Source organism: Marichromatium purpuratum 984 (genome assembly GCF_000224005.2).
GTDB classification, from domain to species: domain Bacteria; phylum Pseudomonadota; class Gammaproteobacteria; order Chromatiales; family Chromatiaceae; genus Marichromatium; species Marichromatium purpuratum.
Genome location: NZ_CP007031.1, coordinates 494,505 through 510,978, shown reverse-complemented (window position 1 = coordinate 510,978; position 16,474 = coordinate 494,505). Strand labels below are relative to the sequence as shown.

The window sequence follows — 16,474 nt, the reverse complement described above, 5'->3', positions numbered from 1 at the left end:
CGGCGTGCGGGCTCATGCCGGATCGACCGGCCGCGCCCACAGGTCGTGATCGCCCGAGGCGGTGATCTCGACCTCGATGAAGTCGCCGGGGTCGATCTCCCAGGCCCCCGGCACCAGCACGTTGCCGTCGATCTCGGGCGCGTCGCCATAGCTGCGCGCCACCACCTCGTCCTCGTGCACTGCGTCGACAAGCACCGTCATGCGCTCACCGACCCGCGCGGCGAGCTTGTCGCGGCTGATCTCGGCCTGGACCTCCATGAAGCGCTCGCGGCGCTCCTCGCGCTCCTCGGCGGGCACCGCGTCGGCTAGATCGTTGGCCGCCGCACCGTCCACCGGCGAGTAGGGGAAGCAGCCGACACGGTCGAGCCGCGCCTCGCGGAGGAAGTCCAGCAGCGACTCGAACTCGGCCTCGGTCTCACCGGGGAAACCGACGATGAAGGTGCTGCGCAGCACCAGCTCGGGACACTGTTCGCGCCAGCGCGCGAGACGTTCGAGCACCCGCTCGGTGGCCGCCGGACGGCGCATCGCGCGCAGCACCCGGGTGTTGCCATGCTGCAGCGGCATGTCGAGATAGGGCAGGATCAGCCCCTCGGCCATCAACGGGATCAGCTCGTCGACCTGGGGATAGGGGTAGACGTAGTGCAGTCGCGTCCACGCCGGCAGCTGGCCGAGTTCGCGCGCCAGGGTGGTGATGTCGGTGCGCAGCGGACGGCCGCCGTGGAAGCCCGGCGCGTACCTGAGATCGCGGCCATAGGCGCTGGTGTCCTGGGCGACCACCAGCAGCTCGCGCACCCCGGCCTCGACCAGCCGTTCGGCCTCGCCGAGCACCTCGCCGATACCGCGGCTGACCAGATCGCCGCGCAGACTGGGGATGATGCAGAAGGTACAGCGGTGATCGCAGCCCTCGGAGATCTTGAGATAGGCGTAGTGACGCGGGGTGAGCCGCACCCCCTGCGGTGGCACCAGGCTGGTGAAGGGGTCGTGCGGAGCCGGCAACTCAGCATGCACCACCGCCATCACCTCTTCGAGCGCGTGCGGGCCGGTGATCGCCAGCACCTCGGGATAGACGGCGCGGATACGCTCGGCGCGGGCGCCGAGGCAGCCGGTGACCACCACCCGGCCATTCTCCTCCAGGGCCTCGCCGATCACCTCCAGCGACTCGCGCTCGGCGGCGTCGATGAAGGCGCAGGTGTTGATGACCACCAGCTCGGCATCGTCGTAGTCGTGCACCACCCGATAGCCCTCGGCACGCAGCCGGGTGAGGATGAGTTCGGAGTCGACCGTGGCCTTGGGACAACCGAGGCTGACGAAGCCCAGCGTGGGCGCGGCGGCGGATGGGGATGAGATGTCCAAATGAAGCTCGCTGATCTGGTTGCGGTTGGGGACTGGCGGGCATTATCGCCCAGCCGAGAGCGGGTGCACGTCATCGCGGCGACGCGTCGTGCTTGATCGTCCCCTGTATATCGGTAACGATAGCGACGTTTGCCATCTAACGCGACGGCATCACGGGACACGCTGAAGAGACGTAACACGGCCAGGACTCCGAGACGGGATCGATACTGGCAGCGATCGCCCCCGCGCGCGCCAATGGCGCGGCGCGAACACGGACAGGCCGGCGCCCGGGCGCATGGCAACAGGAGGGTCGAGACAGATGAGGCACTGCAAGCTCTGCAAGTTCAGCGCACTCTGCAACGACCTGCCCGGCGTCTGCGTCCTGATCCCGTACGTCGCGATCGCGGTCGTCGCGACCTCGCTCGGTTACCTCTTCGTGACCCAGGAGCTGTTGTAGCGGCGCCCACCCTATCCGTAGCGGGGGCGGGAGACGTCGAGCCCTTGCGGGCCATCCGGTCCCGCCCTCGCCGTTGCAATGGACCCACTGCACCATGGTCATCAACGACACCCTGTCCACGCCCGCCGAGACCGTCAGCGAGCCACCGCTCGCGGTCGCCGCGGGACGACGCATCGCCTTTCACCTCCAGGTCCGCTTCCCGGACGGTTTTGTCGCCTTTTCCACCTTCAAGGAAGAACCGATCAGCTGCACCGTCGGCGACGGCACCCTGACCCCGGCACTGGAGACGGCCATCGACGGACTGCTCGCCGGCAGCGAGGCCGAGTTCGCCGGCGACGGCTCCGAGCTGTTCGCCACCTACGACGAGAACAATGTCTTCTGGCTCGAGCGCAGCGAATTCCCGCCCGAACTCCATCCCGAGCCGGGCAAGGTGATCGCCTTCGAGACCCCGGCCGGCCAGGAGACCAGCGGCATGGTGCTGGAGACCGAGGGCGAACGGGTGCGGGTCGACTTCAACCACCCCTTCGCCGGACGCGCGCTGCAGCTGCGCATCGCCATTCTCACCGTCGAGACCTGAGTCCGGGCGCGGCCGACGCCACCGGCCGCGCGCAATAACCCTGAACACCACCCGCTGTTTTCAACCCTCGCCGACCGCCTATCCTGTTTCGAGCCATGACTATCCTGCTAGCCAATCCCCGCGGTTTCTGTGCCGGCGTCGATCGCGCCATCGCCATCGTCGAGCGTGTCCTCGAGCGCTACGGCGCGCCCATCTATGTCCGCCACGAGGTCGTTCACAACCGCTTCGTGGTCGAGGGGCTGCGTGCGCGCGGCGCGATCTTCGTCGAGGATCTCGACGAGGTGCCGGACGACGCCACCCTGGTGTTCAGCGCCCACGGCGTGCCGCAGTCGGTACGGCGCGAGGCCGAGGCGCGCGGGCTGCGGGTGTTCGATGCCACCTGCCCGCTGGTCACCAAGGTCCACCTCGAGGTCACCCGGCACTGTCGCAACGACGTCGAGACCGTGCTCATCGGCCATCGCGGTCATCCCGAGGTCGACGGCACCCTCGGTCAGTGCGACCCCGAGGGCGCCCCGGTGCACCTGGTCGAACGTCCCGACGACGTCGCCGGACTCGAGATCGCCGATCCCGAGCGCATCGCCTACGTCACCCAGACCACGCTGTCGATGGACGACACCACCACCATCGTCGCAGCGCTGCGCGAACGCTTCCCGGCGATCCAGGGACCGAAGAAGAGCGATATCTGCTACGCCACCCAGAACCGCCAGGACGCGGTCAAGACGCTGGCCGAGAGCTGCGAGCTGCTGCTGGTGGTCGGCTCGCCCAACAGCTCCAACTCCAATCGGCTGCGCGAGCTGGCCGAGAAGCGCGGCTGCCACGCCCATCTGATCGATGGACCGGAGGACATCGACCGCGCCTGGCTCGAGGGCGTCTCGCGCATCGGCCTCACCGCCGGCGCCTCGGCCCCCGAGGTGCTGGTCGAGCGGGTCATCGCACAGCTGCGCGACTGGGGCATGGAGCAGGTCGAGGAACAACCCGGTATCCGCGAGCAGGTGGTGTTCGCACTGCCACGCGAACTGACCAGGGAGCCGGCCGAGGGCTGAACCCCGCCCCTCGCGCTTGCAGCTCGACCGACCCAACCGCACCTAACGATGTTGGAGGCGGCCGGACAGGCCGTCCCGGTCCCTGAGCGAGACGGCCCGGCATTCGCCGGGCCACGAGGAGAAGAGCGGCATGAGCGAGATCCTGGTCATCGGTGGCGGCGTCATCGGATTGCTGACGGCGCGCGAGCTGGCGCATGCCGGTGTCGACACCACCCTGGTCGAGATGGGCAAAACCGGCCAGCAATCGTCCTGGGCCGGCGGCGGCATCCTCTCCCCGCTCTACCCCTGGCGCTATCCCGACGCGGTCGGGCGGCTGGCCGCCTGGAGTCAGGCGGTCTATCCGGCGCTGGCCACCGAGCTGCTCGACGAGACCGGAGTCGACCCCGAACTCACCGTCAACGGCATGCTGGTGCTCGACACCGAGGAGCGCCAGCGCGCGCTCGACTGGGCCGCCCGGCACGACACCGCCATCGAAGTGCTCGACAGCCGCCAGCTCCACGCCAGCGAGCCCGAACTCGGCCCCCGCCCCGAACAGGCGCTGCTACTCCCGGGCATCGGCCAGGTCCGCAACCCACGGCTGACGCGCGCGCTGCGCCGCGCCATCGAGCGCAAGGTGACGCTGCGCGAGCAGGAAGAGGTGCTGGAGTTGCTGATCGAGGGCGGGCGCGCGGTCGGGGTGCGCACCCCCAAGGGCGAGATCCGCGCCGAGCGCGTCATCATCTGTGCTGGCGCCTGGACCGCCAAACTGCTCGAACAGCTCGGCAACAGCCCCGAGATCCAACCGGTGCGCGGCCAGATGATCCTCTTCTACGCCCAGCCCGGCCAGGTCCATCACATCACCCTGCACCGCGAGCGCTACATCATCCCCAGGCGCGACGGGCGCATCCTCTTCGGTTCCACCCTGGAGCAGGCCGGCTTCGTCAAGCGCACCACCGCCGAGGCCAAGGAGGAGCTCTATCGCGCCGCCGTCGAACTCTACCCGCTGCTCAAGCGCACCCCGATCGAGGACCACTGGTCCGGGCTGCGCCCCGGCTCGCCCAGCGGCATCCCCTATATCGGCGCCTACCCCGGCATCGACGGGCTCTATTTCAACGCCGGGCACTACCGCAACGGCCTGGTCACCGGCCCGGCCTCGGCCCGCCTGCTCACCGACCTGGTGCTCGAGCGCGCGCCCATCCTCGACGCCGCGCCCTATGCGCTCGACGCGGCACGGGACTGAGCGAGGGCGATCAGCCGACAGCCGACAGCCGACAGCCGACAGCCGCCGGGGATGATGAACCGTGAAGATACCGTCTTGCCTGTCAATCGACGATGATGCACCCCAGTCTCCCCGACTGGAGGCTGGATGCTGATCGCTGTAAGCTGGTTTGAACCGCAAAGACACAAAGCACGCAAAGGAGAGAAAAGCCTTCAGCGACCAGCCTCCAGCCCGTCGATTGGGTTGCCCATACACCACCGATCGACGAGTCGCCGGGATCCCAGGACGGGCAACCCAACATCGCCACTGGCGGCCGCCAGCGGATTGAACCGCAAAGTCGCTAAGGGTTTGGGGCAACCAGCTCAAAGGCGACTGCGACTGAAACTAGAGGCCAAAAAGCGCGCACACCGCTCGCCACCTTCATCCCTGTGATCCCTTCGCGCCCTTCGCGTCTTGGCGGTTCATTCTCTCTCAATGATGCGACGATAACGCGCCCGCTGGCGGCTGAAGGCAAGCCCGTCGGTTGGGTTGTCCATGCACCACTAATCGACGAATCCTCGGGACTCCAGGACGGGCAACCCAACATCGCCACTGGAGGCTGCTTGCTGAAGGCTGGCCGGTTTCTTCACGTCCTTGGCGGCTTCGCGGTTCAATCTTCCGGCAGCGGATGGCTTTCTCCGCCAGGGATTGATGTCGGACGAAAAGCTGGCTAGAATTCTCGAGCTTGAGTAGCCGATGTAGCTCAGTTGGTAGAGCAACGCATTCGTAATGCGTGGGTCAGCGGTTCGAATCCGCTCATCGGCTCCATCTCTCCAAGCGCCCGCCTCACTCCACCCCCAGGCGCGATCTCACCCGCTCCCACAGCTCGATCACCGCACTCGATGCGGCACCGCCGTCGTACTCGGCGAGGCTCTTGCGCGCGACCAGGGCGCGGGCGACCACCGGGTCGAAGGGCAGCTCACCGATCACCTCGATGTCGCGCGCACCACACCAGTCACGGATGGTCGCACCGTTCTCCGGGTTGAGATCGGCCTTGTTGATGCAGACGACCAGCGGGATGGCGAAGTGGACGCAGAGTTCGGCGACGCGCTGCAGGTCGTGCAGCCCGGAGAGGGTCGGCTCGGTGACGGCGAGCACCAGGTCGACGCCGGTGATGGCGGCGCTCACCGGACAGCCGATCCCGGGCGGGCCGTCATTGAGGATCAGCGCCGCGCCCTCGGCCTCGGCCTGACGCCGCGCCTCGCGTCGCACCAGGGTGACGAGCTTGCCGGAGTTGTCCTCGCCGACGCCGAGCTGGGCGTGGACCAGAGTGCCGTGACGACTGTCGGAGACCATCCAGCGCCCGCTCGGACGGGTCTCCAGGACGATCGCCGCCTCGGGACAGACGCGCGCGCACAGCCCGCAGTGCTCACAGGCGAAGGGGTTGATGCGATAGCCCGCGTCGAAGTCGAGTTCGATCGCCTCGAACCGACACCAGGCGGCGCAGTCGCCGCACTCGGCGCACAGCTCGGGGTCGATCCGCGGTGTCGCGCCGCCGATGAAGTCGCCGCCGGCGCGCTCGCGCGGGTCGAGCAGCAGGTGCATGTCGGCGGCGTCGACATCACAGTCGGCCACCACCTTACGCCGTGCCAGAGTGGCGAAGGCGGCGCTCACCGTGGTCTTGCCGGTGCCGCCCTTGCCGCTGATGATGGTGAGTTCCTTCATGTGGTCTCGCGCGGGCGCGCTGACGGGTCACGACGACCGTCGCGCCCTCCTCCAGGATTAGGGGTTACGGGGTTCACCCCGGAGCACGGCGCGCCATGGCACCAGCCCGGGGCGCGGCGCGGATGCTCGCCCGCGCCGACCTCAGAAGGTCAGCACCTTGTCGCTGCTCGCGACCCAGCCGGCGAGCACCGCCATGGTCGAGGACTCGGCGCCAGCGAAATAGGGCTGGTTCCTGTAGAGCCCACAGCGCGCCATGCACGAGCCGCAGACCTGCACCGGGACCTCGCGCGCGATCAGCGCCTTGAGCATGGCGCCGAGGTCCTGGTCGTAGCCCTCGGGCGGGCGGCAGGCATCGCGTGCCAGATCGACCGCGTCGTTCATCAGGAACAGCCGCACCTGCTGGCCCTGGTCGAGCAGGGTCCCGGCCAGACGCAGCGCGTTCCAGGTCACGTCGGTGCTGTCGTAGGGGTGGTGGTTGAGGACGATCAGGATGGTCATACCGGCAGCAGTGCCTCGATCTGTGAGTAGAGCTGTTGGAAACGCGCGCGCCACTCGGGCGCGGTGCGCACCCAGGGCTCGCCACGCGCATAGGCCTCGGCGAGCGCACGGGTGAAGGGGATCTCGAGCAGCACCGGGATCGATTCGGCGTGACAGTACTCCGTCACACCCTGATCGCCGATGTCGCAGCGGTTGATCACCACCCCGCAGGGCACCCCGAGCGCCCGCGCCACCGCGACGGCGAGGCGCAAGTCGTGCAGCCCCGAGGGCGTGGGCTCGGTGACCAGCAGACAGAAGTCGACCCCCTCGAGAGTCTCGACCATCGGGCAGGCGGTGCCCGGCGGGGCATCGAGGATGGTCGCCAGCCCCGGCTCCAGACGCCGCTTGAGCGCCTTGATCACCGGCACCGCCGAACGCTCGCCGATGGCGAGTTCGCCCTGGAGCACCGGCAGGGTGTCGGCCTGACCGGCGGCGATCTCGCCGATCGGTCGCTCGATCTCGCCGAGCGCTCCCTCGACGCGACAGACGTAGTCACAAGCACCGCAGCCGTGGCAGAGTTCGTCGAACACCATCAGCTCGTTAGGGGTGAGCGCCAGGGCGTTGAAGGCGCAGGCCTCGACACAATCGCCGCACAGGGTGCAGCGCTCGGGGTCGATGCGAGGGACGCGCACCCCGACCGACTCGCGCCGGTCGAAGCGCGGACGCAGGAACAGATGTCCGTTGGGCGCCTCGACGTCGCAGTCGGCGTACTGGGCCCGTTCAAGCGCCAGCGCCAGATTGGTCGCCACCGTGGTCTTGCCGGTGCCGCCCTTGCCACTGGCCACGGCGATGGTCAGCGCCGACATCGCTCAGCCCTGACCGCGACCGTTACCCAATCCGCGACCAACGCCCATACCGCGCCCGGCGCCACGTCCCTGGCCCATGCCACGACCACCGCCGCAGCGCGCGATGCCGTCACAGGGCTCGCGTCCGACCACGGCGGCAGTCACGGGCACCTGCCCGGCATGACGTGCCACGGCCTCGGCCACGGTGCCGGAGACACCCTCGACGACACGTACCCCGGCGCGCTCGAGCACCATCGCCGCCTTGGGGCCACAGCGACCGGTGAGCAGCAGCTCGGCGCGCTGCCCGGCGATCCACTGCGCGGTCCGGGTGCCGGCGCCGCCGTTGGTCTCGAGGAAGGGGTTGGGCATGGTCTGGAAGTCACCGCTTTCGGTATCGACCACGACGAAATAGGCGCAGCGCCCGAGCCGGGCGTCGACCGGTGCGTCCTGACCCTGTCCGGTTGCGGAAATCACGATCTTCATGGAGCAATTCCTCGTTGTTCGATTCAGTGGGCATGGGCGCACTGGGAGGCGCCATTCAGTTCACCGGCGAGATAGGCATCGAGCGTCTCCTCGACGCCGGGACGGGCGCCGGTGACGACCTCGATGCCGTTACACGCGAACAGCTCGATGGCCTTAGCGCCCATACCGCCGGCGAGCACCACATCGGCGTCGAGCGATTGGATATAGGCCGGTAGCTGTCCTGGTTGATGGGCATCGGCGAAGGGATTGGCCACCACTTCGGCGCCGACGAGTCGATCGGCGTCGTCGAGCTGGGCAACCACGAAATGGCTGCAATGGCCGAAATGCATCGACATCTCGCCCGCAAGCCCGAGCGCGTCGCTGGCGGTCATCACGATCTTTTTCATCAGGTCTCATCTCTCTGTCCGGCACAACCGGGCACCGAACGGGGTTGGTCGTTGTCGGAGTACGAGATGCCTTGCGACTGCTCTTCCCCGTGCTCCGGGATCTGGATCACCAGCCGCTGCCCGGTGAGCAGTGCGCCAGCGACCTTGGCGCGGGCTTGGGCGATGGTGCGCGACAGGGTGGTGCGCGAAATCCCCATGCGCCGAGCGCTCTCTTCCTGATAGAGCCCCTCGAGATCGCACAGCCGCAGCGCCTCCATCTCGTCGGCGCGCAACATCACCGTTTCCAGGGTGTGGCCCTGGCGGCCACAGGGCTTGAAACAGATCCGCCCGGGATCGATTCCGATCCGGCGGACGCGTCGTCTTCGACCGGGCACAGTGCCTCCGCTTGGCTGTCTCGGGTAGGTTCGAGGATCCATTTAAACGCACATATGTGCGTTTTGCATTGATAAATATCAGGGTGTTTTAGTCAAGAAAGGCGAGACACTGCAGTTCATCGCTAAGAGATTCTTTTTCGCAACGACACGCATCCCGAGCGGACGCCGGGCGATCGCGGTAGCCCCGGGCGCCACCCGACATCCATGCAGGGATACGCATCACACAAGGAGCCTTGAATCATGAGCGCTACAGCGGTCAACAAGACACGGCGTCGCCTGCTAGTGGCAGCGACCAGTGCGGTCGGCGCCGTCGGTGCCGGCTTCGCCCTCGTTCCCTTCGTCGCCTCGATGAACCCGAGCGCCCGCGCCCGCGCCGCCGGCGCGCCGGTCGAGGCCGATATCAGCAAGATCGAGCCCGGCGCGCTGCTGCGCGTCAAATGGCGCGGCAAACCGGTGTGGGTGGTGCATCGCACACCGAAGATGCTCGAGATGCTGGCCAGCAACGACTCCAATCTGGTCGACCCCGCCTCCGAGGTGCCGCAGCAGCCCGAGTACTGCCAGAACCCGACCCGCTCGATCAAGCCCGAGTATCTGGTCGCCATCGGCATCTGCACCCACCTCGGCTGCTCACCGACCTACCGTCCCGAGTTCGCCCCGGAAGACCTCGGCGCCGATTGGAAGGGTGGCTTCTTCTGCCCCTGCCACGGCTCGCGCTTCGATCTCGCCGCGCGGGTCTTCAAGGGTGTACCGGCCCCGACCAATCTGGTCATCCCCAAGCACACCTATCTCAACGACACCACCCTGCTGATCGGCGAGGACGGCAGCGCCGCCTGACCCCCGGGCCGCTCGACAGCGCCAGACGCTTGGCGTAGATTTCCGCCCCTGGGTCGGACACGCGACCGCTGGTCGCGTGTCCGACCTACCCGTCGCCCCAAGCCCATCCGGCGACCGCCTCTTCTCCCGCCATTCAGAACCGACAAGAGGACTCGGCGTGAACCGACGTCTGGCTGCCCATCTCTCCCTGCTCATGCTCGTCGCCTGGCTACTCGGCGGCTGCGCGAGCAGCCCCGACCCCCGTCCCCAGTCGCTGATCCCGACCAACCTCTCGAGCCTGCCCCAGATCCAGCTCGCGGCGAGCGAGCGCGATCAGGTCCGGGCACTGGCGATGGGCGCGGCCCGCAGCAAGGGCTGGCGGATCACCCAGAGCGCCCCCGAACGACTGCTGCTCGAGCGCCCCGTCACGCCCGACTCGGCGCTCGCCCGCGTCCTCGACCTGCCCCCGGAGCAGCTGCCGGTCGAGACCAGACTCGAAGTCGCCAGCTATTTCATCGACGAGGGCGCCGTCGTGCGAGTCGCCTCGGCCGCCGCCCTGGTCCACCCACGCGCCGATCAACCCGAGCCGGAGCGACGCGATGTCACCAGCCGCCTGCAACCGCTGCTGACCCAATCGCTCGCCGCGCTCGAACGGACCTGGCAGACCCATCACCAGCGACTCGCCGAGGCCGCCCCGCCGCTGCCGCAACCCGCCCCGAGCACCGACGGCGAGGCGACTCCGGCAGGGACGCTGGCGGCCATCCCCGCCGCGCCCATCGAGGGCAACGAGACCACACAGCGCCAACCGCTGACTGCAGCGACACAGACCGACAACCCGGCGAACGCTTCGCGAGACGTCCGCCCTCAACCGGGGCCGGCCCCGGTGATTGACGCCACGCCGATGCTGCGCACGACACCGCCGCTCGCGCCCAAGCCGCCGCAGGCACAGACCCAGATGCTCAGCCTCACCCCGCGGCAACGTGACGTCACCTGGGCGGCCTATGCCGAGCAATACGCGAGATTGCGCGGTTGCGTGCTGACCGACGAGGGCGCGGTGCTGATCGACAGCCGCTCGGATGGCGAGATCCACAAGGTCCCCTGCGAGGGGACCGACAGCATCCTGGTGCAGTGTCACGACGGCCTCTGTCGCGGGCTGCTGTAACAGCGCAAGATTGCGGATTCGCATTGTCGCGGGACGCCAGGCCGGGCGAATAATAACCCATCATCCAACTCGGAAAACGCCATGACTCCCGCACGCATTCTCCTCTTCGTCCCCCTGCTGCTCGCCGCCCTCACCGGCTGTGGTGGTCCAGACGACCAGGGGGCGGGCGACCCCGCCCTGCTCGAGTTCGCCGAACAGGGCGACCTCGGCGCGCTCGACGGATTGCTCTCGCGCAACAGCCGCCCCGACGTGCGCGACAGTTGTGACTGGACCCCGCTGATGAAGGCCGCGCTCAACGGTCACGTCGCCGTGGTCGAACGCCTGCTCACCGCCGGTGCCGCTGTCGATGCCGAGGACAAGGGCGGCTACACCGCAATGATGCTCGCCGCCTCCAACAACCACGCCGGAATCGTCGAGCTGCTGTTGCACAACGGCGCAATGATCGATCACCAGGAGCAGACCAAGGGCTGGACCGCGCTGATCTGGGCCACCACCCAGGGCCGCACCGCCGCCGTCGAGACCCTGCTGCAACACGGCGCCGATCGCACCCTCAAGGACTTCGAAGGCAACACCGCCGCCGACTGGGCACGCCTCAACGACAAGCCCGAGATCCTCGCACTGCTGCAGGCGGGTTGATCGCAGCCAGTCGCCAGTCGCCAGTCGCCAGTCGCCAGTCGCCAGTCGCCAGTCGCCAGTCGCCAGTCGCCAGTCGCCGAAAGCATAGCGCCATCCCTACTGGTGGCTGGAAGCTGGTGACTGGTGGCTGGTGACTGGCACCCGCCCCCTGGAATTCCCCCCACCCCGCCGCCAGATAGACCAGCAGGCCGTTTCAGGCCCGATCGCGCATGCCCGTCCAGCGTCCGCCCGCGCACGGACGCGCCGACTCCAGCCACACGGCAGCCGATACCCATGGTCAGAACACAAGCGAGCACGCACATCGCCCGCGCGCCGGATCAGGTCTTCGCCTTCGTCGCCGTCGACTTCTTCAGCAACTATCGGCGCTGGTCGCCCGAGGTGATCTCGCTCGAGGCGCTCTCGCCCGGTCCGATCCGACTGGGCAGTCGCGGCCGACAGGTACGGGTCGATCACGGTCGCCGCACCGAGGCGACCTTCGAGGTCTGCGTCTTCGAGCAGGACCGCCGCATCGACTTCCAGGGACTCAGCGCCCCGATCTATATCAGCTACCGCTTCGAGCCGAGCGCGCACGGCACCCGCCTGACCTTCGTCTTCGAGTTATCGCGGCTCGAGCTGTTCATGCGTCCCTTCGAGAAGCTGATCCGCGCGGCGATCCAGGAAGGCGGCGAGCGCGTCGTTGGCAACATCAGGGGGTTGCTCGAACAGGCCCCGGCGAGCGTATCGCAGTACTGAGGCGGACACCCGACGAGGCACGATCCATCAATCTTGCAACGAGGTCAGCAGCATGGAATTCGTCGTCGACAAAGATGCAGGGGTGATCCCCTTCGTGCTCTCGCAGATCCTCGACACCTGCGTCAACGGCATCACCCTCTCCGACCCCGACCAGGACGACAACCCCATCGTCTATGCCAATGCCGCCTTCGAGCTGATCACCGGTTACAGTCGCGAGGAGATCCTCGGGCACAACTGCCGCTTCCTCCAGGGCGAGGACCACGACCAAGAAGGGGTGGCGCAAATCCGCGAGGCAATGGCCGGGAACCAGCCGGTGACCGTCACCCTGCGCAACTACCGCAAGGACGGCAGCCGCTTCTACAACCGCTTCACCATTCGCCCACTGTTCGACCGCGAAGGACAACTGATCTACTACCTCGGCATCCAGCACGACGTCACCAACCAGGTCGAGGCCGAGGCCGAGGTCGCGCGCCTCAGCGCCCTACTCGCCAAGGCCGACGCAGGCGGCTAGGCTGGGTGCCGCCAGCCGCCAGCCGCCAGCCGCCAGCCGCCAGCCGCCAGCCGCCAGCCGCCAGCCGCCAGCCGCCAGCCGCCAGCCGCCAGCATGGATTGAACCGCGAAGGCGCAAAGGACGCAAAGCAAGCGGACAGTCTGCAGATCCGCAGACCGAGCAAGGCGCAGTCTCCCCGACTGGAGGCTGATCGCTGGGAGCTGCTCGAACCGCGAAGGCACGAAGGGCACAAAGCAAGCGAACGGTCTGCAGATCCGCAGACCGGGCAAGGCGTAGTCTCCCCGACTGGAAGCTGGAGGCTGATCGCTGGAAGCTGGTTCCAACCGCGAAGGCACGAAGGGCACAAAGCAAGCGAACGGTCTGCAGATCCGCAGACCGGGCAAGGCGTAGTCTCCCCGACTGGAAGCTGGAGGCTGATCGCTGGAAGCTGGTTCCAACCGCGAAGGCGCGAAGGACGCAAAGCAAGCGGACAGTCTGCAGGTCCGCAGACCGGGCAAGGCGCAGTCTCCCCGACTGGAAGCTGATTCCAACCGCGAAGGCGCGAAGGGCATAAAGCAAGCGGACAGTCTGCAGGTCCACAGACCGGGCAAGGCGCAGTCTCCCCGACTGGAAGCTGGAGGCTGATCGCTGGAAGCTGGTTCCAACCGCGAAGGCGCGAAGGACGCAAAGCAAGCGAACGGTCTGCAGATCCGCAGGCCGGGCAAGGCGTGGCGGGGTCGGCGGAAAGCCAGCTACCAGCTGGTCAGTCACCAGTGGGCGGCCTAACTCGACCGTGCCCACGGTTGCCAGACTCACCGGACGCAGGGAAGCCCGAAAGGCGGCCTGCAGCGGCGACCGGCACACGAAAGGGTCTCGGCTTCTATCCCCTTCGCACCCTTGGTGTCTTTGCGGCTCAATCCCCCTGGCGCTGGTGGCTGGTGGCTGGTCGCTGGTCGCTGGTCGCTGGTCGCTGGAGGCTGGAGGCTGATAGCTGGTCGCTGGTAGGCCGGCGGCTCAAATGCCCGACGGCTGGAAGGCTGGCTCCCGCCGCGACCAAGCGGCTATCATCCGTACATGTCCAGTCTGCGCGAACGCATGGCCGAGCACGGATTCGAGTCCAACGACGACTACGAATTCGAGGTCCGCTGTCTGCTCGAGAGCAGGCCGCGCGGACTACGTGCACTCAACGTCGCCGGCGACGGTGGCCGACGCAAGAGCGCCTTCGCCAACGCCCTGGCCCGGGCGCTGGGGATGCGCCAGATCATCTATCACGACTTCACCGACACCAATCCGCCCCAACCCGAGGTGATCCTGCCGCCGAGCCGCGACGAACTCGGTCGCGAGGAACCGCCGATCGCGCCCTTAGACCTCACCGTCAGCGAGGCCTGCGCGCAGAGCGAGGGCGAGCCGACGGTGCTCATCCTCGACCAGCTCCAGGCCGCCGACTTCCGCGAACACATCCGCATCCATCGCCTGGTGCGCGAGTGCCGTTGGCAGGTGCGCGACGCCCCCTACGACGCCAACCGGCATCACCTGCTGGTATTCCTGGTCTCGGAGGAGGCGCTCTATCACGCCCTGCACAAGGAGAGCTACCGGATCTGGGTCGGACGCGACACCACGCTGCGCGACTGGGATCCGCGCGAGTTCGGGCTCGATACACGTGCCCGGGGGCTGTTCACCGCGCTCGCCGAGCTGTTCCACACCCTCGGTCAGGCGCCCACGCGCAGCGAACTCGAACACCTAGTCGAGGACCTGCGCCACCAGATCCACACCCGTGAGCATCTGCGTCGCGCACTCTATGGCCGGGTCGAGGGCATCGATCACGCCACGCTCGCCGATCCGCGTCACGACCCCGCACTCGATCAGGTCCTGGCGGCCATGCAACGGTCGCTGCGCAGCACCGAGCACATCGAGATCACCGGCGGCGCCACGCCGCCGATCCAATCGAACCAAGGGAGAGATGAGCGATGAACCGACGGACCCGCATCGAGCGCCGCATCCGCGAGGCATTCGACCCCATGCATCTGGACGTGGTCGATGAGAGCTATATGCACGCCGTCACCCCAGACGCCGAGTCACACTTCAAGCTGCTGGTGGTCAGCGAAGGCTTCGCCGGACAGCCGCTGATCGAGCGTCACCGCGCCATCAACAGCCTGCTCGCCGACGAGTTCGAGCAGGGCCTGCACGCACTCAGCCAGCACACCTGGACCCCGGAGGAGTGGCACGAGAAGGGCGGCGCCGCACCGCAGTCGCCGCCCTGCCAGGGCGGCTCCGGGGCCGCCTGACCCCTCAGCCCGACCTCAGGCGCGGGCGAAGTGCTCGCGCGTCAGCCGGAACACCACCGGGCTGAGCAGCAGCAGCGCCAGCAGGTTGGGCAGCGCCATCATCGCGTTGAGGGTGTCGGCCACCAGCCACACGAACTCCAGCTTGACCATCGCGCCGACCGGGATCGCCGCCACCCACACCAGCCGGAACGGCAGGATCGCGCGCACCCCGAACAGATACTCGACACAGCGCTCGCTATACAGGCTCCAGCCGAGGATGGTGGTGAAGGCGAACAGCGCCAGACCCAGCGCCACCACATAACCGCCGACCCCGGGCAGACCGGCGCCGAAGGCCGCGGTCGAGAGGCTGGCACCGGTCTCGCCACTGGTCCAGGCGCCGGTGACCATGATCACCAGCCCGGTGATGGTGCAGATGATCAGGGTGTCGATGAAGGTACCGAGCATGGCGATGGTGCCCTGCTGCACCGGGTTGTCGTTCTTCGCCGCGGCGTGAGCGATCGGCGCACTGCCGAGCCCGGCCTCGTTGGAGAAGACGCCGCGCGCCACCCCCATCTGGATGCCCATCATCACGGTCGCGCCGGCGAACCCGCCGACCGCGGCGGTGGGCGAGAAGGCGTACTCGACGATCTGCACCACCGCACCGGGCAGCGCCTCGGCATTGAGTCCGAGCACCACCAGCCCGCCGAGCACATAGGCGATCGCCATGAAGGGCACCAGCTTGCCAGCGACCTGGGCGATCCAGCGGATGCCGCCGATCAGCACCAACCCGACCAGCAGCGCCATCGCCCCGCCGACCCAGGCCTTGGGCAGCGCGAACTTGGAGTTGAGCGCATCGGCCACCGAGTTGGCCTGCACCATGTTGCCGATACCGAACCCAGCCATGGCACCGAACACCGCGAAGGCCGCGCCCAGCCACAACCAGCGCCGCCCGAGACCGTTCTTGATGTAGTACATCGGACCGCCGACATGGTTGCCCTTGGCGTCGACCTCGCGGTACTTCACCGCCAGCACGCCCTCGGCATACTTGGTCGCCATGCCCACCAGTGCGGTGCACCACATCCAGAACAGCGCCCCGGGACCGCCGATCGCGATCGCCGTGCCGACACCGGCGATGTTGCCAGTCCCGACGGTCGCCGACAGCGAAGTCATCAGCGCGTTGAACGGGGTGATGTCGCCCTCGCCATGCCCTCGCCGTCCCGACCACAGCATGCGAAAGCCGTAGCCGAGCCGGAGCCAGGGCATCAGCCGCAGGCCGAGCAGCAGGAACAGCCCGGTGCCGAGGATCAGCACCAGCATCGGCGGACCCCAGACCCAGCCGTTGAGCACCCCGATCCATGTCGTCATGGATTCCATCCACACCTCCTCTCGAATCAAAGCCTTCAGGACGAGCGGGCACTATACAGCGCCCGCCCCTGGTGATTACAACGCCGCCGCGGCCCCATTTACCGCGACCGGCCCTTGCCCGTATGCTCTTGGAGAG

At 67.8% G+C, this 16,474-nt stretch carries 19 protein-coding genes and 1 tRNA gene; 12 read left to right on the top strand and 8 right to left on the bottom strand.

Features of this window, described 5'->3' with window-relative positions; translation table 11 throughout:
• Positions 1 to 12 precede the first annotated feature (12 nt).
• The gene (rimO, locus tag MARPU_RS02360) at positions 13 to 1,353 is read right to left on the bottom strand and encodes a 30S ribosomal protein S12 methylthiotransferase RimO (RefSeq protein WP_005222502.1); all 1,341 of its coding nucleotides are present in this window, start codon (positions 1,351 to 1,353) and stop codon (positions 13 to 15) included.
• 298 nt (positions 1,354 to 1,651) lie between these two features.
• Between rimO and MARPU_RS17820 the strand changes: the two genes are divergently transcribed.
• From MARPU_RS17820 to MARPU_RS02340, 5 genes are all read left to right on the top strand, one after another.
• Positions 1,652 to 1,789, top strand: coding sequence for a hypothetical protein (locus tag MARPU_RS17820; RefSeq protein ID WP_005222501.1), 138 nt, complete (start codon positions 1,652 to 1,654; stop codon positions 1,787 to 1,789).
• Positions 1,790 to 1,883: 94 nt separating this feature from the next.
• Positions 1,884 to 2,366, top strand: a complete 483-nt coding sequence (locus MARPU_RS02355) for an FKBP-type peptidyl-prolyl cis-trans isomerase (RefSeq protein WP_005222500.1) — start codon at positions 1,884 to 1,886, stop codon at positions 2,364 to 2,366.
• A gap of 95 nt (positions 2,367 to 2,461) precedes the next feature.
• Complete coding sequence (ispH, locus tag MARPU_RS02350; protein WP_005222499.1) at positions 2,462 to 3,409, top strand: 4-hydroxy-3-methylbut-2-enyl diphosphate reductase; 948 nt, start codon at positions 2,462 to 2,464, stop codon at positions 3,407 to 3,409.
• Between the two features lie 130 nt (positions 3,410 to 3,539).
• Entirely contained in the window at positions 3,540 to 4,628 is a 1,089-nt protein-coding gene (thiO, locus tag MARPU_RS02345; protein WP_005222497.1) for a glycine oxidase ThiO, read from the top strand.
• Positions 4,629 to 5,338: 710 nt separating this feature from the next.
• Positions 5,339 to 5,414: transfer RNA gene (locus MARPU_RS02340), tRNA-Thr, on the top strand.
• 18 nt (positions 5,415 to 5,432) lie between these two features.
• Here MARPU_RS02340 and MARPU_RS02335 read toward each other — a convergent pair.
• From MARPU_RS02335 to MARPU_RS02310, 6 genes are all read right to left on the bottom strand, one after another.
• On the bottom strand, positions 5,433 to 6,311 hold the full coding sequence (locus MARPU_RS02335; RefSeq protein ID WP_005222495.1) for an ATP-binding protein: 879 nt from the start codon (positions 6,309 to 6,311) through the stop codon (positions 5,433 to 5,435).
• 141 nt (positions 6,312 to 6,452) lie between these two features.
• On the bottom strand, positions 6,453 to 6,809 hold the full coding sequence (locus tag MARPU_RS02330; protein WP_005222493.1) for a DsrE/DsrF/TusD sulfur relay family protein: 357 nt from the start codon (positions 6,807 to 6,809) through the stop codon (positions 6,453 to 6,455).
• A complete protein-coding gene (locus MARPU_RS02325; RefSeq protein ID WP_005222490.1) occupies positions 6,806 to 7,654 on the bottom strand; it encodes an ATP-binding protein in 849 nt (282 codons plus the stop codon). The genes MARPU_RS02330 and MARPU_RS02325 overlap by 4 nt, the downstream gene beginning before the upstream one ends.
• A gap of 3 nt (positions 7,655 to 7,657) precedes the next feature.
• On the bottom strand, positions 7,658 to 8,116 hold the full coding sequence (locus tag MARPU_RS02320; RefSeq protein WP_005222484.1) for a NifB/NifX family molybdenum-iron cluster-binding protein: 459 nt from the start codon (positions 8,114 to 8,116) through the stop codon (positions 7,658 to 7,660).
• Between the two features lie 23 nt (positions 8,117 to 8,139).
• Positions 8,140 to 8,502 carry a NifB/NifX family molybdenum-iron cluster-binding protein gene (locus MARPU_RS02315; RefSeq protein WP_005222482.1) on the bottom strand — a complete coding sequence of 121 codons (363 nt, stop codon included), beginning with the start codon at positions 8,500 to 8,502 and terminating at the stop codon, positions 8,140 to 8,142.
• A complete protein-coding gene (locus MARPU_RS02310) occupies positions 8,502 to 8,918 on the bottom strand; it encodes a DUF134 domain-containing protein (protein WP_156929216.1) in 417 nt (138 codons plus the stop codon). Before MARPU_RS02310 ends, MARPU_RS02315 begins: the two co-directional genes overlap by 1 nt.
• Before the next feature lie 198 nt (positions 8,919 to 9,116).
• Between MARPU_RS02310 and petA the strand changes: the two genes are divergently transcribed.
• The 7 genes from petA to MARPU_RS02275 all read left to right on the top strand — a co-directional run bounded on the left by petA (position 9,117) and on the right by MARPU_RS02275 (position 14,994).
• Positions 9,117 to 9,710, top strand: a complete 594-nt coding sequence (gene petA / locus MARPU_RS02305; protein WP_005222478.1) for a ubiquinol-cytochrome c reductase iron-sulfur subunit — start codon at positions 9,117 to 9,119, stop codon at positions 9,708 to 9,710.
• A 157-nt stretch (positions 9,711 to 9,867) separates the two neighbouring features.
• On the top strand, positions 9,868 to 10,851 hold the full coding sequence (locus MARPU_RS02300) for a hypothetical protein (RefSeq protein WP_005222475.1): 984 nt from the start codon (positions 9,868 to 9,870) through the stop codon (positions 10,849 to 10,851).
• Positions 10,852 to 10,932: 81 nt separating this feature from the next.
• Complete coding sequence (locus MARPU_RS02295; protein ID WP_005222472.1) at positions 10,933 to 11,487, top strand: ankyrin repeat domain-containing protein; 555 nt, start codon at positions 10,933 to 10,935, stop codon at positions 11,485 to 11,487.
• 273 nt (positions 11,488 to 11,760) lie between these two features.
• The gene (locus MARPU_RS02290) at positions 11,761 to 12,219 is read left to right on the top strand and encodes an SRPBCC family protein (protein ID WP_005222471.1); all 459 of its coding nucleotides are present in this window, start codon (positions 11,761 to 11,763) and stop codon (positions 12,217 to 12,219) included.
• A 52-nt stretch (positions 12,220 to 12,271) separates the two neighbouring features.
• Positions 12,272 to 12,730, top strand: coding sequence for a PAS domain-containing protein (locus MARPU_RS02285; RefSeq protein ID WP_005222470.1), 459 nt, complete (start codon positions 12,272 to 12,274; stop codon positions 12,728 to 12,730).
• Between the two features lie 1,053 nt (positions 12,731 to 13,783).
• Complete coding sequence (locus MARPU_RS02280; RefSeq protein WP_005222467.1) at positions 13,784 to 14,680, top strand: hypothetical protein; 897 nt, start codon at positions 13,784 to 13,786, stop codon at positions 14,678 to 14,680.
• Positions 14,677 to 14,994 carry a BolA family protein gene (locus MARPU_RS02275; RefSeq protein ID WP_005222465.1) on the top strand — a complete coding sequence of 106 codons (318 nt, stop codon included), beginning with the start codon at positions 14,677 to 14,679 and terminating at the stop codon, positions 14,992 to 14,994. Before MARPU_RS02280 ends, MARPU_RS02275 begins: the two co-directional genes overlap by 4 nt.
• Before the next feature lie 15 nt (positions 14,995 to 15,009).
• Here the strand turns inward: MARPU_RS02275 and MARPU_RS02270 are convergent, their stop codons facing one another.
• Positions 15,010 to 16,347: an alanine/glycine:cation symporter family protein gene (locus MARPU_RS02270; RefSeq protein ID WP_005222464.1), complete on the bottom strand. Its 1,338-nt coding sequence runs from the start codon at positions 16,345 to 16,347 to the stop codon at positions 15,010 to 15,012.
• Positions 16,348 to 16,474 lie beyond the last annotated feature (127 nt).

Bases quoted from the DNA above. Each gene is read 5' to 3' on its own strand.
- MARPU_RS17820 (WP_005222501.1), top strand. From the start codon at position 1,652: ATGAGGCACTGCAAGCTCTGCAAGTTCAGCGCACTCTGCAACGACCTG.
- MARPU_RS02355 (WP_005222500.1), top strand. From the start codon at position 1,884: ATGGTCATCAACGACACCCTGTCCACGCCCGCCGAGACCGTCAGCGAG.
- ispH (WP_005222499.1), top strand. From the start codon at position 2,462: ATGACTATCCTGCTAGCCAATCCCCGCGGTTTCTGTGCCGGCGTCGAT.
- thiO (WP_005222497.1), top strand. From the start codon at position 3,540: ATGAGCGAGATCCTGGTCATCGGTGGCGGCGTCATCGGATTGCTGACG.
- MARPU_RS02335 (WP_005222495.1), bottom strand. From the start codon at position 6,311: ATGAAGGAACTCACCATCATCAGCGGCAAGGGCGGCACCGGCAAGACC.
- MARPU_RS02330 (WP_005222493.1), bottom strand. From the start codon at position 6,809: ATGACCATCCTGATCGTCCTCAACCACCACCCCTACGACAGCACCGAC.
- MARPU_RS02325 (WP_005222490.1), bottom strand. From the start codon at position 7,654: ATGTCGGCGCTGACCATCGCCGTGGCCAGTGGCAAGGGCGGCACCGGC.
- MARPU_RS02320 (WP_005222484.1), bottom strand. From the start codon at position 8,116: ATGAAGATCGTGATTTCCGCAACCGGACAGGGTCAGGACGCACCGGTC.
- MARPU_RS02315 (WP_005222482.1), bottom strand. From the start codon at position 8,502: ATGAAAAAGATCGTGATGACCGCCAGCGACGCGCTCGGGCTTGCGGGC.
- MARPU_RS02310 (WP_156929216.1), bottom strand. From the start codon at position 8,918: ATGGATCCTCGAACCTACCCGAGACAGCCAAGCGGAGGCACTGTGCCC.
- petA (WP_005222478.1), top strand. From the start codon at position 9,117: ATGAGCGCTACAGCGGTCAACAAGACACGGCGTCGCCTGCTAGTGGCA.
- MARPU_RS02295 (WP_005222472.1), top strand. From the start codon at position 10,933: ATGACTCCCGCACGCATTCTCCTCTTCGTCCCCCTGCTGCTCGCCGCC.
- MARPU_RS02290 (WP_005222471.1), top strand. From the start codon at position 11,761: ATGGTCAGAACACAAGCGAGCACGCACATCGCCCGCGCGCCGGATCAG.
- MARPU_RS02285 (WP_005222470.1), top strand. From the start codon at position 12,272: ATGGAATTCGTCGTCGACAAAGATGCAGGGGTGATCCCCTTCGTGCTC.
- MARPU_RS02280 (WP_005222467.1), top strand. From the start codon at position 13,784: ATGTCCAGTCTGCGCGAACGCATGGCCGAGCACGGATTCGAGTCCAAC.
- MARPU_RS02275 (WP_005222465.1), top strand. From the start codon at position 14,677: ATGAACCGACGGACCCGCATCGAGCGCCGCATCCGCGAGGCATTCGAC.
- MARPU_RS02270 (WP_005222464.1), bottom strand. From the start codon at position 16,347: ATGGAATCCATGACGACATGGATCGGGGTGCTCAACGGCTGGGTCTGG.